This window comes from Sphingobacterium daejeonense, from assembly GCF_901472535.1.
GTDB classification, from domain to species: domain Bacteria; phylum Bacteroidota; class Bacteroidia; order Sphingobacteriales; family Sphingobacteriaceae; genus Sphingobacterium; species Sphingobacterium daejeonense.
Genome location: NZ_LR590470.1, coordinates 142,118 through 156,808 on the forward strand (window position 1 = coordinate 142,118; position 14,691 = coordinate 156,808).

General features: G+C 38.2%; 13 protein-coding genes and 2 pseudogenes. 5 read left to right on the forward strand and 10 right to left on the reverse strand.

Translation table 11 applies throughout. The features are described from left to right. Positions 1-511 precede the first annotated feature (511 nt). A pseudogene (gene typA / locus FGL31_RS00685) lies at positions 512-2,318 on the forward strand (translational GTPase TypA). A 95-nt stretch (positions 2,319-2,413) separates the two neighbouring features. Next, complete coding sequence (locus tag FGL31_RS00690; protein ID WP_138089411.1) at positions 2,414-2,773, forward strand: Rieske (2Fe-2S) protein; 360 nt, start codon at positions 2,414-2,416, stop codon at positions 2,771-2,773. Here the strand turns inward: FGL31_RS00690 and FGL31_RS00695 are convergent. The 8 genes from FGL31_RS00695 to FGL31_RS00720 form a co-directional block, all read right to left on the reverse strand. Further along, positions 2,770-3,777, reverse strand: coding sequence for an aldehyde dehydrogenase family protein (locus tag FGL31_RS00695; RefSeq protein ID WP_317131121.1), 1,008 nt, complete (start codon positions 3,775-3,777; stop codon positions 2,770-2,772). The genes FGL31_RS00690 and FGL31_RS00695 overlap by 4 nt on opposite strands. Continuing rightward, on the reverse strand, positions 3,728-3,868 hold the full coding sequence (locus FGL31_RS27270; RefSeq protein ID WP_317130930.1) for an aldehyde dehydrogenase family protein: 141 nt from the start codon (positions 3,866-3,868) through the stop codon (positions 3,728-3,730). The genes FGL31_RS00695 and FGL31_RS27270 overlap by 50 nt, the downstream gene beginning before the upstream one ends. After that, positions 3,838-4,182, reverse strand: coding sequence for an aldehyde dehydrogenase family protein (locus tag FGL31_RS24085; protein WP_232046135.1), 345 nt, complete (start codon positions 4,180-4,182; stop codon positions 3,838-3,840). The genes FGL31_RS27270 and FGL31_RS24085 overlap by 31 nt, the downstream gene beginning before the upstream one ends. Before the next feature lie 90 nt (positions 4,183-4,272). Continuing rightward, positions 4,273-4,782, reverse strand: a complete 510-nt coding sequence (locus FGL31_RS00700) for an ecotin (RefSeq protein ID WP_197734045.1) — start codon at positions 4,780-4,782, stop codon at positions 4,273-4,275. 37 nt (positions 4,783-4,819) lie between these two features. Next, the gene (locus tag FGL31_RS00705) at positions 4,820-5,575 is read right to left on the reverse strand and encodes an aspartate/glutamate racemase family protein (RefSeq protein WP_099369346.1); all 756 of its coding nucleotides are present in this window, start codon (positions 5,573-5,575) and stop codon (positions 4,820-4,822) included. Positions 5,576-5,588: 13 nt separating this feature from the next. Beyond that, positions 5,589-6,701, reverse strand: a complete 1,113-nt coding sequence (locus FGL31_RS00710; RefSeq protein WP_099369347.1) for a serine hydrolase domain-containing protein — start codon at positions 6,699-6,701, stop codon at positions 5,589-5,591. Continuing rightward, complete coding sequence (locus FGL31_RS00715; RefSeq protein WP_138089412.1) at positions 6,613-7,764, reverse strand: DmpA family aminopeptidase; 1,152 nt, start codon at positions 7,762-7,764, stop codon at positions 6,613-6,615. Before FGL31_RS00715 ends, FGL31_RS00710 begins: the two co-directional genes overlap by 89 nt. A 128-nt stretch (positions 7,765-7,892) precedes the next feature. Then, a complete protein-coding gene (locus tag FGL31_RS00720) occupies positions 7,893-8,981 on the reverse strand; it encodes a DUF4407 domain-containing protein (RefSeq protein WP_138089413.1) in 1,089 nt (362 codons plus the stop codon). 160 nt (positions 8,982-9,141) lie between these two features. Here FGL31_RS00720 and FGL31_RS24090 point away from each other — a divergent pair, with 160 nt between their 5' ends. After that, positions 9,142-9,705, forward strand: coding sequence for a gluzincin family metallopeptidase (locus FGL31_RS24090; protein ID WP_232046137.1), 564 nt, complete (start codon positions 9,142-9,144; stop codon positions 9,703-9,705). A 24-nt stretch (positions 9,706-9,729) separates the two neighbouring features. Further along, entirely contained in the window at positions 9,730-11,271 is a 1,542-nt protein-coding gene (locus FGL31_RS00725) for a M3 family metallopeptidase (RefSeq protein ID WP_232046138.1), read from the forward strand. A 205-nt stretch (positions 11,272-11,476) separates the two neighbouring features. Here the strand turns inward: FGL31_RS00725 and FGL31_RS00730 are convergent. Both FGL31_RS00730 and truA read right to left on the reverse strand, forming a co-directional pair. Further along, positions 11,477-13,241 (reverse strand): annotated as a pseudogene (locus tag FGL31_RS00730) (ABC transporter ATP-binding protein). 10 nt (positions 13,242-13,251) lie between these two features. Continuing rightward, on the reverse strand, positions 13,252-14,013 hold the full coding sequence (gene truA / locus FGL31_RS00735) for a tRNA pseudouridine(38-40) synthase TruA (protein WP_171017498.1): 762 nt from the start codon (positions 14,011-14,013) through the stop codon (positions 13,252-13,254). A gap of 194 nt (positions 14,014-14,207) precedes the next feature. Here truA and FGL31_RS00740 point away from each other — a divergent pair, with 194 nt between their 5' ends. Next, positions 14,208-14,663, forward strand: a complete 456-nt coding sequence (locus FGL31_RS00740) for a hypothetical protein (RefSeq protein ID WP_138089414.1) — start codon at positions 14,208-14,210, stop codon at positions 14,661-14,663. The last annotated feature ends 28 nt before the right edge of the window (positions 14,664-14,691 follow it).

Consider the following 14,691-nt stretch of genomic DNA (forward strand, 5'->3'; position numbering starts at 1 on the left):
TTCATCCTATTTTTTGTATTTTTGGAACAGATTTACAGAGAATATAGGAAGTTGAATGCAACAAGCACCATTACTAAATCGTTACCGATAGAAATCCCCATTCTTGTAAGCTACTCTTTATTAGTCAGTTTGGGCTCTATTAATTTTTTTCATAAAAAATAATTAGTTGGATTAATAATTGGCCAAAGCTAAAATGATTTTATCGAATCCTAACAAAATTCAGGGACCTAAAAACCGTAATTACGGAAAATATATTTTACAATATCTGTTCCTCGAGAGAAATAACCGCCAATAATGTTAAAGTTACCGTTCTAAAAGTCCCCTCTCGAATCTCCATTAAGTTTGTTAAATATTCCCCATCCGTCAAATTATCGCGGTTTATTTGCCAAGTAATTGAGAATTAATCATAAATAAACCAGAACCTAATAAAAATATAACAGGAATATGTGAAAAATGAGGTGCAAAATATATATCTTTGCACCTCTTATTTTTTATAACACATTATTGCTCAATGCAGAATATCAGAAACATAGCGATTATCGCGCACGTTGACCACGGTAAAACTACCCTAGTCGACAAAATCTTACACTACACAAACCAATTCAGAGACAATGAAAATACAGGAGAATTAATCCTCGATAACAATGACTTGGAACGTGAGCGTGGTATTACAATCGTATCAAAAAACGTATCTGTAAAATACAAAGACACTAAAATCAACATTATTGATACCCCAGGTCACGCCGATTTCGGTGGTGAAGTGGAACGTGTATTGAAAATGGCGGACGGTGTTGTGCTATTAGTAGATGCATTCGAAGGACCAATGCCTCAAACGAGATTCGTAACAGGTAAGGCCCTAGCATTAGGTATCAAACCTATCGTTGTTGTAAACAAGGTGGATAAAGAAAACTGTCGCCCTGAAGAAGTATACGAAAATGTATTCGATCTATTCTTCAGTCTTGGTGCTACAGAAGAACAATTAGACTTCCCAGTATTATATGGTTCATCGAAACAAGGATGGATGTCTACTGATTGGACTAAACCAACAACAGACTTCACTGAATTGCTAGATGCAATCATCACACATATCCCTGCTCCAAAGGTATCTGAAGGTACTTTACAGATGCAGGTTACTTCATTAGATTACTCTACTTTCGTTGGTCGTATCGCGATCGGACGTGTAGTTAGAGGAACAATCAAAGAAAACCAACCTGTTTCATTGGTGAAACGTGATGGAAAAATCATCAAATCACGTGTTAAAGAACTTCAATTGTTTGAAGGACTTGGCCGTGTTAAAGTTCCTGAAGTACATGCTGGTGATATCGTTGCGGTGGTAGGTATCGATGGATTTGAAATCGGTGATACAATCGCTGATTTTGAAAACCCAGAGCAATTGGAAGTTATGCACATTGATGAGCCAACAATGAACATGTTGTTCACCATCAATAACTCTCCATTCTTCGGTAAAGAAGGTAAATTCGTGACTTCACGTCACATCTATGACCGTTTGCAAAAAGAATTAGAAAAGAACTTAGCATTGCGCGTAGTTCCTACTCAATCTCCAGATGCATGGTTAGTATATGGTCGTGGTATTCTTCACTTGTCAGTATTGATCGAGACTATGCGTCGCGAAGGATACGAGTTGCAAGTAGGACAACCACAAGTAATCGTTAAAGAAATCAACGGACAAAAACACGAACCAATCGAAGAATTGGTAGTTGATGTGCCTGCAGACGTTTCTGGTAAAGTAATCGAATTAGTAACTCAACGTAAAGGCGAGTTGTTGATTATGGAAACCAAAGGTGAAATGCAACACTTAGAGTTCTCTATCCCTTCTCGTGGTATTATCGGCTTGCGTAACAACGTATTGACTGCTACTGCGGGTGAAGCTGTAATGGCACACCGCCTTAAAGGATACGAGCCTTGGAAAGGAACAATCCCTGGACGTATGGCTGGTGTATTGATCTCTTTGGATACAGGTTCTACAACTGCATATTCAATCGATAAATTACAAGACCGCGGTCGTTTCTTCGTAGATCCAGGTGTTGAAATCTATGAAGGACAAATCTTGGGTGAGCACATCCGTGATAACGACTTAACAATCAACGTTACTAAAGGAAAGCAATTGACAAACATGCGTGCTTCAGGTTCTGATGACAACACACGTATCGCTCCGGCAATTAAATTCTCTTTAGAAGAATGTATGGAATATATCCAAGCTGACGAATACATCGAGGTTACTCCTCAAAGCATGCGTTTGCGTAAGATTTACCTTACTGAAAAATGAACGTAAAGTAAACGCTAAGAAATTCGTTTAGAATTTAAATTAGCTTAAAATACAAGAGGCTTTCCACACGGAAAGCCTCTTTTTTGTGGTCTTTTGTTTAAATTGCTGTTGATTACTAGAAATAAGATGATGGAGAATTTCGAAGATGATGATTTAGAATGGCACAAAGTACCAGTAAAGATCGATGAAAGCAGGAATTATGTGAAGGCATTGCATGTAGCAGGCAAAAAGCTCTGCTTAATCAAAGAAGGAGAGGTCCTATCAGTTACTTCAAGTAGGTGCCCCCATGCCGGTGCTGACTTGACAAAAGGATGGTGTGAAGAAGGTAAATTGATCTGTCCGTTCCATAGACATCGATTCAATATTGAAAATGGAAAAGGAGATGAGCATCAACATAACTTTATCCGAATCTATCCTTTAAAAAAGGAAAACGGTGAATTTTATGTCGGAATAAAGAAAAACCTGTGGAACAAAATCTTTGGTTAGAACAACCTTCGGATCCATTGGATCATCTTGTTTGTTTTTTCAGTATATGGAAACCAGAACATTGATGAAACAGGCATAATCTTGACATCTGCAACTGCTCTTTCATGAGAAAAGGATTTGAATCCAAATTTACCCATTGATTGCCCGATTCCAGAATTGTTTATTCCTCCAAATGGAAGGTTGGGGTGCATAATCTGAATCATCGCATCATTGATACAGGTTGAACCAGCACTTGTATGCCTGATGATATGTTTTGAAAAATTGGAGTCTTTGCTGAAAATATATAAGGCCAATGGTTTTTCTTTCGAATTGATAAAGTCAATCGCCTCTTGATTCTGTGAATAATAAACAATGGGCAATATAGGACCGAAAATTTCATCTGTCATAAGTGGATTGGTCGCAGCAACATTTGTAATCACCGTGGGTTCAATGTAATTTAACTTAGCATCTAATCTACCACCACTGATGATTACTGCACCTAAGTTCTTGGCAGATTCTAAACCTTCCTTTAACCTCTCGAATTGACTTTCATTAATTATTCTTGCATAATCAGGAGAATTCAATGGATCGCTGCCGAAAGCTTCTTCCAACTCCTTTCTAAACAATTCCTCTATTTGGTGTTTTTGATGCCTGTGGGCTAATATATAATCCGGAGCAATACAAGTTTGCCCAGCATTGACAAACTTCGCCCAGATCAAGTTTTTTACCACCTGTTTAAGATTTACGTTTTTGTCGATTACAGCTGGAGATTTACCACCCAATTCAAGAGTAATGTCTGTCAAATTCTTACTTGCAGCTTCCATCACTATCTTGCCAACTTTTGGAGAACCCGTGAAATGGATATGGTCAAACTTTAAGCCCAAGAGATGTGTAGTTTCTTCAACAGCTCCTTCCACAACCGCAATATGATCTTTTGGGAATAGGTCTGATATGATTTTGCTGATCAATTGATTGCTATATGGAGAAAAACTCTGAAAGCTTGAGGATAATCGTATTCCCAGCAGCTATAGCCGATGCAAGATGGACAATGGGAAGTTGAAATGGATAATTCCAAGGTGTAATAATCAATGCATTTCCTTTTGGTTCATGGTGCAAATAACCCCATTGACATTCGGCATCATTAAAGATCTGCCAACACGCTTATCCCTCATCCAAGATTTTAGATGCTTGGCAATATGTTTTAGCTCCATCTGTACGGACAATACCTCCGTGATAGTTGTCTCTATTCCAGACTTATGGAAATCTTGGTACAAAGCTTTTTCTATCGCTTTCTCTTCAGAATTGATTCTCCGTAATAATGCCTTGATCCAGCCAATCCTCTTTTCCGGAGTGCTATGCTTAATAGCAGATTTGTTCTGAACTTGGGAACGGTAGATTTTATCAATTTCTGAAAGAGTAGTATAAGCCATATGAAATGTGTGTTCTATAAATTTAAATAATAAAATAAAAACCCAGGTCATATTCATGTCTGGGTTTTTATTTTCAACAAATTTTTGGAGTTATTTCTTGCTGGGTTTTGATTCTAATGCTTGATAAACATCGTCGCCAGCAGTATAGATCTTATATTGAACGTCATATTCCTCTGGAACATAAATTACAATAGGCATTTTGCCGTTATATCTGACCATGGTAGGTTGAGCGGAAACAAAAAGATTTCTTTTTGGAGCATCAGGACAACCCATTTGTGTGGAAACCACCTGCCCATCAGTCTTGAAGATATAGTATTGGTATCCCCATCCTTCCAAATCTTTTGTCTCTAAAGTGCCATTGAGTCCAAAATGGTTACAGCCATCAACTTCCATCATCTTACCAACGCTGAACTCAATTTTCTTGCTATTATCATTTTGAGACAGGGGAACTTCAATAACCATTTGTTTATAGCCTTTTTCAGCCTGTGGAAATATGTCAGTATTCACTTTTAAATAAGTTGCTTGTGCATGACTGGCTTGAGGCATTAAGAATAAACCCATCATTAAAATAATAAGGGTTGGTACTGCATTTAATTTCATGTTTTTCAATTTTGTGTTTATCCTTAAACGTTAAATCTTATAAATCTGCTACAGGATTAAGTTTCCCAGGATCTACTGCATTAATAAGTGCTCTTGCCAAAATCCGGTTTGGATCAATGACAGGAAGTCCTGAGTAAGATTTTTCACGTAGTGCCAATGGCAATTCCGTACATCCTAAAATAATAACTTGTGCACCTTCTCCTTTCAATTCCTGAATAGCAGCAACCAACTGGTCATGGGCCCGATTAGTAACAGGAGACGAAAAAGCTTTAATTCCGTAGGTCTCGTCATAAATAGCAGCATGGACTTTATTTTGAAGCGTATCATTAGGTTCAATACATTTCAATCCGAAATCTTCAATCACTTGTTTATATAGTCCTGTATTTCGCGTACCAATGGTTGACAAAACTCCAACAGTAGACTCGGGAAAATGCTCCTTGATAAATCTTGCCGTTTCAGCTACCATGTGCAAAACTTGAACATGAGAGCCGTTATTCTGTAATTCTTCCTGAATAACATCAAATATTCTTGGTGAATGTGCAGTATTGCAAGGTATACCCAAAACCGTAGCTCCTGCTTTTTCAAGCTCTAGAGCAATTTCTGAAATCGCAATGCCCGGGTTAATAGGTTCTTTCCCTAATAGATATTCTGTTCTGTCCGGAATTCTGTGCGATTGCGAGGACAGCAAAACCGGTACGTGGTCCTGATCACGACGCGCATTTGTTTCCTCAATAATTTTTTTTACGATGTCTACCCCTGCTAATGGACCGACACCTCCAACGATTCCAATCATGTTTATATCTTAATTAGTCTAACTCTCCTAGACGCCATTTATACATCCAAAAGGTCTGGTTATTGTTCAAAAATAACGCCAATATATACGGTATTGTTGCGAAACCGCTATCGGAATTGGTAAATGCAACCACGATTTCCTCGCTGTCTGGGTAAGCCAAAAAGAAACATCGGAAACCAGGATTCGACCCTGTATGCCAATAAGATGTGCCCATTTCATTGATCTGCATTCTCATCCCTAATGCGCATGGAACATGCCTGTCATCTGCACTGATTCCTTCAGATTTTTTAGCCTCTGAAAGTCTTTTTAATGCCAATTCATGTGTCTTCTTTTTTAGTCCAAAACCCTCGAAAATGTACTTTTTTATAAATTGACTGTAATCCGCTGCAGTGGTATAGAGTGTATATGCAGCATTACTTTTCCTATACATACCCAGTTTTCTGGGGCTATTGTTTTCATAATGACCAAATGCTGCATTTTGTTCCATACCGTCTTGCCAAACAATTGCTGAATTTTTCATCTTAAAGGGTAGAAGAACTTCTTCCTCAACCAATTGCTGAAAGGTCTTTCCTGTGATGTGTTCCATGGTCTCCTGTAGGAAATAGAAACCCTCACCCGAATACATATAATCTGTTCCCGCTTCAAATTGTGAGGTAAGAGCAGTTTTGCGCCATTCTTCAGAAGGAACATCCCCTTCCCAATTCAATAAGCCTGTTTGGTGTGTTAACACATGTCTTGCAGTTATTTTATCCTTATTTGGATTATGGGCGAGACGATCGTAAGCATAATATGAATATAATGGCTTGTCTAATTCTATTAGACCCTGATCCATTAATCTTAAAAATGTATAAGTTGCAATTACCTTTGTTAAAGAGGCCGCTTGAAATATAGTATTACGATCAATTCTAGATTTAGTTTCGCTATTCTTGAATCCTATATTGTATAGTCGGTTTATTCCATCCTTTTGGTAATTGAGTTGAATAGCAGGAACGTTAGCAGCATGAGCAATTTCTTGTATTTTGCTTAAAGTATCCTGGCTAAATGAAATAGCCGGAATTAAATAAAGCGTCAAGCCAAGGACAGCCTTGGTCAGCTTGTTTCTGAACAGCTTTAGGGAGTTTGTCATAATCTAAAGCATTGTATTTTTTCAAGATTTTTATGGTTTCTTTAATAGGAATGGCTTTGACGGTTCTGCCTTTAACGCCTTTCATATCTTCTGCCATAAACATAGAGTTTAGGATTGCTTCTTCTGTAGCTTCCCATACCGCCATAAATAGGGGAGACATATAATCATTTCCTACTTCATTGGAATTTAGTTCAATGCTTTTTGATTCATGAGGGATATAATTTGATGGATTTGTTGAGAAAGCAATGGAATAATCTCCACTTCCATTAGAAGAGAATGAACCAACATTACCAAATGCGATATACGACCTTTTGGCCAATCTTTCCAAATTGCGAGCAGAAAGAGGAGCATCAGTGGCGATAATAATCATGCATGAACCATCCACCTTATGTGCTTCTTTAGGTTCTTGCATATAATAATTGTGCAATTCTCGACCCACAGGAGCTCCATTAATATTCAGAACCCCTCCGAAATTGGTCTGAACCAACACTCCAACAGTATAGCCACCTCTGGATTCAGGAAGCTTTCGGGATGCCGTTCCAATTCCGCCCTTGAAGCCAAGGCATTCCGTTCCTGTGCCTGCACCAACATTACCCTCCTCTACTTTTCCTGATTTTGCATTTTTGATCGCCTCCAATACATCATTCGATTCAACATGCCTGCCACGGATATCGTTTAATCCCCCATCATTGGTTTCTCCGACAACTGAATTCACAGACCTCACATTTTCATTGCCCGGCAAGGAAAGCATATAGTCAATCAAGCCATTGGCAACTTTAGGAGCATTCAGGGTATTGGTCAATAAAATAGGGGTCTCTATATTCCCGAGTTCCTCGATTTGTGAAATACCCATCATCTTACCGAAACCATTGCCAACATAAACTGCAGCAGGTAATTTCTGTTGGAAGACATTTCCTTGATGTGGAATGATAGCCGTAACCCCTGTACGTACAGAATCCCCTTTGATAATGGTTTTCTGACCCACAGTTACTCCGGCGACATCAGTGATAGCATTGTTGGGTCCTGTCGGTAAAATACCAATATGGATCCCAAAATCCCTGATTCTTCCTCGTTTTTTCTTGTGCTTGGCAGATGTTGGTAATGGTAAATAACGCCAGAGCTAATAGAGTGTATCGCTTGCTCATGCTGTTTAGATTAAATTGCTTGGCAAGTATACAGAATTCTTTACACTTATTCCTCCGCAAATTCTTTCTGGAGCTTGTCCATTCGCCGTTTTATCGAAGCATCAACCCTGTAATCATCTATTTTGTCGATCGCTGTTTTTTCAACAGTTACACCCGTGTCAGACTCAAAATTATGAACTTCTTTCTGATTCTTCAATGCATTATCGTAAGCGTCACGACCACTCATTAATTTTACGAAAACAGGCAAACACTCGAAGAAAATGAACAATAGCGCAATAAAGATTACGGCATATTCAGTAGACTTGTTGACTGTGCCATCGGGTTTTTTGTGTAGATTGCTCAAGGCAGCATTCCGGTCTGCAAATCCCGCAACATTGATTGCGCTATCCAGAGATTTATCAGATAATATTTTTTGATCCAATAACCCCTCTGCAGTCTTTCTCTGCAATAACTCAGATTCTTTGGCTTGTAGTCTTAACCTTAAGCTGTCCAAATACGCTTGTTGGCTATTTAGATTTGCCTCTTTCATTTTTGCGTATGGACCATAACCCATCACGCCTGATGTTTCATCAGTCTTTGTACCGAAGATTTCGTGGTTGAGCTGTTGCCTTGATGTTTTGATGCTGGATTCCAAGGAGTCAGCATGGGTATGCAGAGCTTTTAACTGGCCGTATTCAACGCGGTACTTATTTTCAAAAGTTTTGTTTAGCGTGTCGATCCTAGCATTCTGTTGAACTAAATATTCCGCTCGGAGATACTCTTTGATTTCTTTGTCAAAGATTTTAAGCTCCAACGGGCGAGAAATGACAAGACCAATTAGAATGGCCAATAATATCCTCGGCAGTGCTTGCAATAATTGCATGCCCACACCGCGGCTCTTATCAATACTGAGAACGATGTAACGATCCAGGTTGAAGATTGCTAATCCCCAAATTATTCCAAACAGAAGGGCATAAAAAATAGCAAATGCACTTCCGCTGAAAACAAAATATAAAGCGTAGCCACCAGCTAACGCCGCAAATAGACCTGTAAAAAAGATTGTCGCGCCAATGCTTATATATTTGTTCTGCTCCTCAGGAAACCGGTCTAATGTTTCCTTGTGTACCCCTGCGCACCACCAAAAGAATTCTTTCATTTTCTAAAGCTTTAGTAATTAGACGTTAGCGCGTCGATTTTGTTACAGCTAATTAAGCAAAAAATTTAGAAATTCTTAGTAGTTTGTCAGCCACAAAGAAATGGATTCTTAGACAAAGAATTAGTACCTTTGCACAAAAATTGAAACAAACTATAATAGAATGAATAAAAAAGGGTTTTTACCTTACTGCATGGTGATTGCCAGCTTGTTAGTAGGGTGTAACAACAACGAAACTAAAAAAGAAGAAACTGTAGATTTGAAAAATCCATTATTAGCTAAGTATGAAACTAACTTTGAAGTTCCTCCATTTGATCTAATCAAAGATGAGCACTTCAGACCTGCTTTTAAAGAAGCCTTAAGAATACATGAAGCAGAAATAGACTCTATCCTAAAAATCGAAGATCAACCAACTTTTGCTAATACAATCGTAGCACTAGAAAACTCGGGTCAGTTGTTAAATAAAGTATCTACTGTGTTTTACAACTTGAACAGTGCAAATACAAATGACACGATCCAAGCTATAGCAAAAGATTTGGCGCCAGTATTGTCTGCACACCGTGATGAAATAAATCTGAACCCTGAGCTCTTCAAACGGGTGAAAGCTGTGTATGACCAAAAAGAAAATGCAGGCTTGGATGCGGAAGATTTAAAATTGCTTGAAGAAACTTACAAAGGTTTTGTGCGTTCAGGAGCAAATCTTAAAGATGCTGATAAAGAAAACTAAAGAAAATAAAACGCTGACCTTTCCGTGTTATCTACTCAATATGGTCAAAACCTTTTGGCAGAAACAAATGCTTTCGAAATGTTGATCGACAAAGAAGAGGATTTGGCTGGATTACCTAAGGAATTGAAGGCAGCTGCAGCAGCAGAAGCTAAGGCAAAAGGTCATGATGGTAAATGGTTGTTTACTTTGCAAAATCCTTCCGTAATGCCATTCTTGCAATATGCAGATAACCGTGAATTGCGTAAAAAAATCTGGGATGCTTACCAATTACGTGGTAACAATGATAATGAAGGTGATACGAAAGAGATATTAGTGAAAATCGCTAACCTTCGTCAACAAAAAGCAAAATTATTGGGCTATTCATCTCATGCAGCTTATGTGCTTGAAGAATCAATGGCTGAAAACCCAGCAAATGTAAATGCATTATTGAACAAAATCTGGACGCCAGCATTAGCAAAAGCTAAAGCTGAAGCAGCAGATATTCAAAAAGAAATTGATGCCGCAAAAGATACATTCAATGTAGCTCCATACGATTGGCGTTACTACCAAGAGAAAATTCGCCAAAAACGTTTCGCATTGAATGAAGAAGAAATCAAACCTTATTTCAGCTTAACAGATGTGCGTGAAGGTGCTTTTGCAACAGCTAATAAATTATGGGGAATTTCATTTGTAGCTTTAAACAATGTTCCTGTATACCATCCTGAGGTTGAAGTGTATGAAGTTCGTGATAAGGATGGCTCTCACTTAGGATTATTATATGCTGATTTCTTCCCACGCGCTTCTAAACGTTCTGGTGCTTGGATGACTTCTTATAGATCACAAAGCAGAGAAAACGGGAAACGTGTTGCTCCAGTAATCTCAATCGTATGTAACTTTACAAAACCAGTTGGTGACAATCCTGCACTGTTGACTTTTGATGAAGCTAGCACTTTGTTCCATGAATTTGGCCACGCGTTGCATGGATTGTTCTCAAATGTTAAATACAAAAGCTTAGCTGGAACTTCTGTTCCTCGCGATTTCGTAGAACTTCCTTCCCAAATTATGGAAAACTGGGCAGGAGATCCTGAAGTATTGAAAACATACGCGAAACACTACCAAACAAAAGAAGCAATTCCTGATGCATTGATCGAAAAAATGCAAAAAGCAGGAACTTTTGACCAAGGATTCGCAACAGTTGAATATATAGCAGCTTCTTTATTGGATATGAACTACCACAGTGCAACGTCTCCAATCACTGCTAAAGCAAATGATTTCGAAAAAGCAGCCATGAATAAAATCGGACTAATTGATGCAATTATCCCACGCTACAGAAGTACTTATTTCCAACATATCTTCAGTGGCGGTTATTCAGCAGGTTACTATAGCTATATCTGGTCTGAAGTATTGGATTCAGATGCATTCGCTGCATTTAAAGAAAAAGGTCTTTTCGATCAAAATACAGCTGCTTCGTTCCGTAGCAATATCCTTGAAAGAGGTGGTACCGGAAACCCTGCAGAAATGTACCGCAAATTCCGCGGAGCAGATCCTGACCCAATCCATTTAATGAAAAAAAGAGGACTGAACTAAGAATCAAAAAAAAGGCTGGAAAATTTTTTCCAGCCTTTTTTTGTTAGACACAAGACAATAGACAACAGACATTAGACCGTTGTCAAGTCTCAGTATTTTGAAAAAACTTATATAAAAATATGGTAACTATACCAATTCTAATGTCTTTTGTCTTATGTCTACTGTCTATCTCAAATCTCACATCTCAAATCTCAAATCCCCCAAACTATATCCCTGCAGAATTAAATTGAAGGTCATATAATTTCCTGTAATATCCTTCCAGCTCCAGCAGTTCGTGATGGGTTCCGATTTCTTTGATTTCACCTTTGTCAAGAACGATGATCTTATCAGCTTTTTGAATAGTGGATAATCTATGGGCGATTACGATGGAAGTTCTGCCTTCCATAAGATTTTCGATCGCGTTTTGGATTAATTCCTCTGTTTCTGTGTCGATAGAAGACGTTGCTTCATCGAGGATCAAAATTTTGGGATCATGCACCAATGCTCTGATAAAGGATATCAATTGAGCCTGTCCTGCTGAAAGCGTTGAACCTCTTTCTTGAACTTGGTAGTTGAAATTCCCCGGAAGACGCATAATAAAATCATAAGCACCTACTTTCTTCGCAGCATCTTCAATGGAGTCGAAAGTTATATTAGGGTTATGAAGATTAATATTATTCAAAACAGAGTCTGAAAACAAGAATACATCCTGTAGAACCGTGGCTATGGTTTGTCGAAGGAAGGTAAGGTCATATTCACGGATATCAACACCATCCAAGAGGATTTCTCCTTTTTGGATTTCGTAAAATCTACTCAAAATATTGATGATAGATGACTTACCAGCTCCCGTTGCACCAACTAAAGCAAGGGTTTCACCTTGTTTAACATGAAAACTAACATCTTTCAGAACCCACTTTTCATCATTATAGGCAAACCAAACATTCTTAAAAGTAATTTCTCCTTTGACATGTTCAGGTTTATATTTCCCTGGGTTCGGCGTGAATTCATCAGTGTCCAAAACATCAAAAATACGCTCTGCGGATACCATACCCATTTGCAAGGTGTTGAACTTATCAATCAATTCCCGAATAGGCCTAAAGATCATGTTGATGTACATGATAAAAGCTACGACCACACCTGGAGAGATCACATCCGCCAAAATCTGCCTCGAACCATACCATACCAATAAACCTGTTGCGATGGCTACAATAATTTCTAAAACAGGAAAGAATATGGAGAAATACCAGTTAGCGCGAATGTGAGCATTCCGATGTTCTTTATTGATCGCATCGAATTTTTTTCATCTCCTGATCTTCACGAGCAAAATATTGGATTACGCTCATCCCTGTAATATGTTCCTGCAGGAAAGTGTTCAAATTGGAAACCCATAATCTCACACTTTGGAAAGCTGATTTCATCGCTTCCTTGAAGATATAAGTCGCAGCAATCATTAAAGGCATAGGAACCAAAACCACAAGAGTAAGCCTCCAATCTGTATAGAACATCACACCTAAGATTACCACTAACTGCAATAAATCCCCAATAATCTGAATCAACCCCTCTGAGAAAATATTGGCAATGGTTTCCAAGTCTGAGATTGTTCTGGTAATCAATCTTCCGATTGGCGTATTGTCGAAGTATTTAAGTCGGAGATTGGTGATATGGTTGAATACTTGGATACGGATATCGCGGATTACAGATTGACCAAGCGTATTGGTCATTAAAGTATGAAAATAACGGATTACAGTTTGCGCTATTAATAGGGCAAACATCAGAAAGAGCATATAGTTTAGGCCTTCACCGCTTCCCGAAAGGATATAGTGGTCCAAGGTATATTCCACCAACAAAGGCAATGCAGGTGCAACTGCTGCCAATAAGATCGTTAGTATAACCGATACCCAAAAGATAGTCTTATATGGGCGGATATACTTCGCTAATCTCCCCAGCAATTTACTGTCGTATGCGTTTCCCGAAATTTTCTCTTTCTCCAAAATCTTTGTATTAATCTATATAAGGATAAGCCACTTCTGTTAGATATAGACCGCAGGCAGGAACTGAAGTTCCAGCTTTGGATCTATCCTTACTCTGAATTACCGCTTTAATATGTTCTATAGGTTTCTTGCCTAGGCCGATTTCCATTAATGTACCAACGATTGCACGAACCATATTCCGAAGAAAACGATCCGCTGTAATATGGAAAATCAATTTCTCACCATCCCACACCCATTCTGCACATTTAATATCGCAATTATTCGTGAATACTTGTGTGTTAGATTTGCTGAAACAAGAAAAATCCTGCTTACCTAACAAATCTTGCGCAGCTATGTTCATTTTTTCTATATCCGGTCTATCCCTTAATTGCCAAGAGAACTGATGTAAGAATGGATCTTTTTGAAAATGAACATGATATTCATAACTCCTTTGGGTAGCATCAAATCGTGCATGTGCATCTCTTGAAACCTCAATAAGACGTTTTGCAGAAATATCAAAAGGAAGCAAAGCATTTAAAGAATGAACGAATTTCTCCTTATTCTGCAACACTGAAGACGGATGTGAAAAATGTACAAACAATTGTTTGGCATGAACTCCGGTATCCGTTCTTCCAGCACCAATAGTCTCCACTTCTTCACGCAATAAGATTGCTAAGGCTTGATTCAGCTTTTCTTGTACAGATACAGCATTCTCCTGGATTTGCCATCCATGATAAGCAGTACCATTATAGGAAATTTCTAAAAAGTATCTCGGCATTTGATCTTCCACCATGCAAAGGTAAATATTCTAAGATTAGCTCCTAACAGCATTTAGTAAGTAGCACGTAAAATTAATGCCTACAAAAGAATTACCTGTTTAAATTGAACTTCTTGTACTAGAAACCAAGTACAAAATTTACCACTGAATCAGGTATATATTTCGGCTCCATTTCCCTCTACCTTTACTTCATATATAATACATTGGTTATGAAAAAGATATTATTCGTATTGACATTATTTTTAGGCTGCACATTTGCAGCAAATGCGCAGGGATTTTTAGATAAAATTGATAGAGCATTAAACAAGGTTGAGAACACTTCGAACAAAGTAGATAACGCTTCTCAAAAAGCAGGAAGAATAGGAAGCAAATTAAATAGCCTGATGGGTAAAAAAGGTGAAAGTGCAAATGCCGCTGAAATGACCGTTTTGATTGAAGGAATAAATCTGGCCGAATTGAAGAAAATCTCAACTGGATTGGAATCAAATAAGAAAGTTAGCGATGTTAAAATGAAGTATAATGCATCAGGTTCAACATTGACAGTATTGTTTAATGGTGACTCAGAAGCTTTGTTTGAAACCCTTAAGAAAACTTCACCGCTGATTACAGATGAGTCTGTACAAGCAATAGAGGATGAAGGGATTGCAATTAAAATAGAAAAATAGTTTATCTTTATACGCATCATGCATAGGC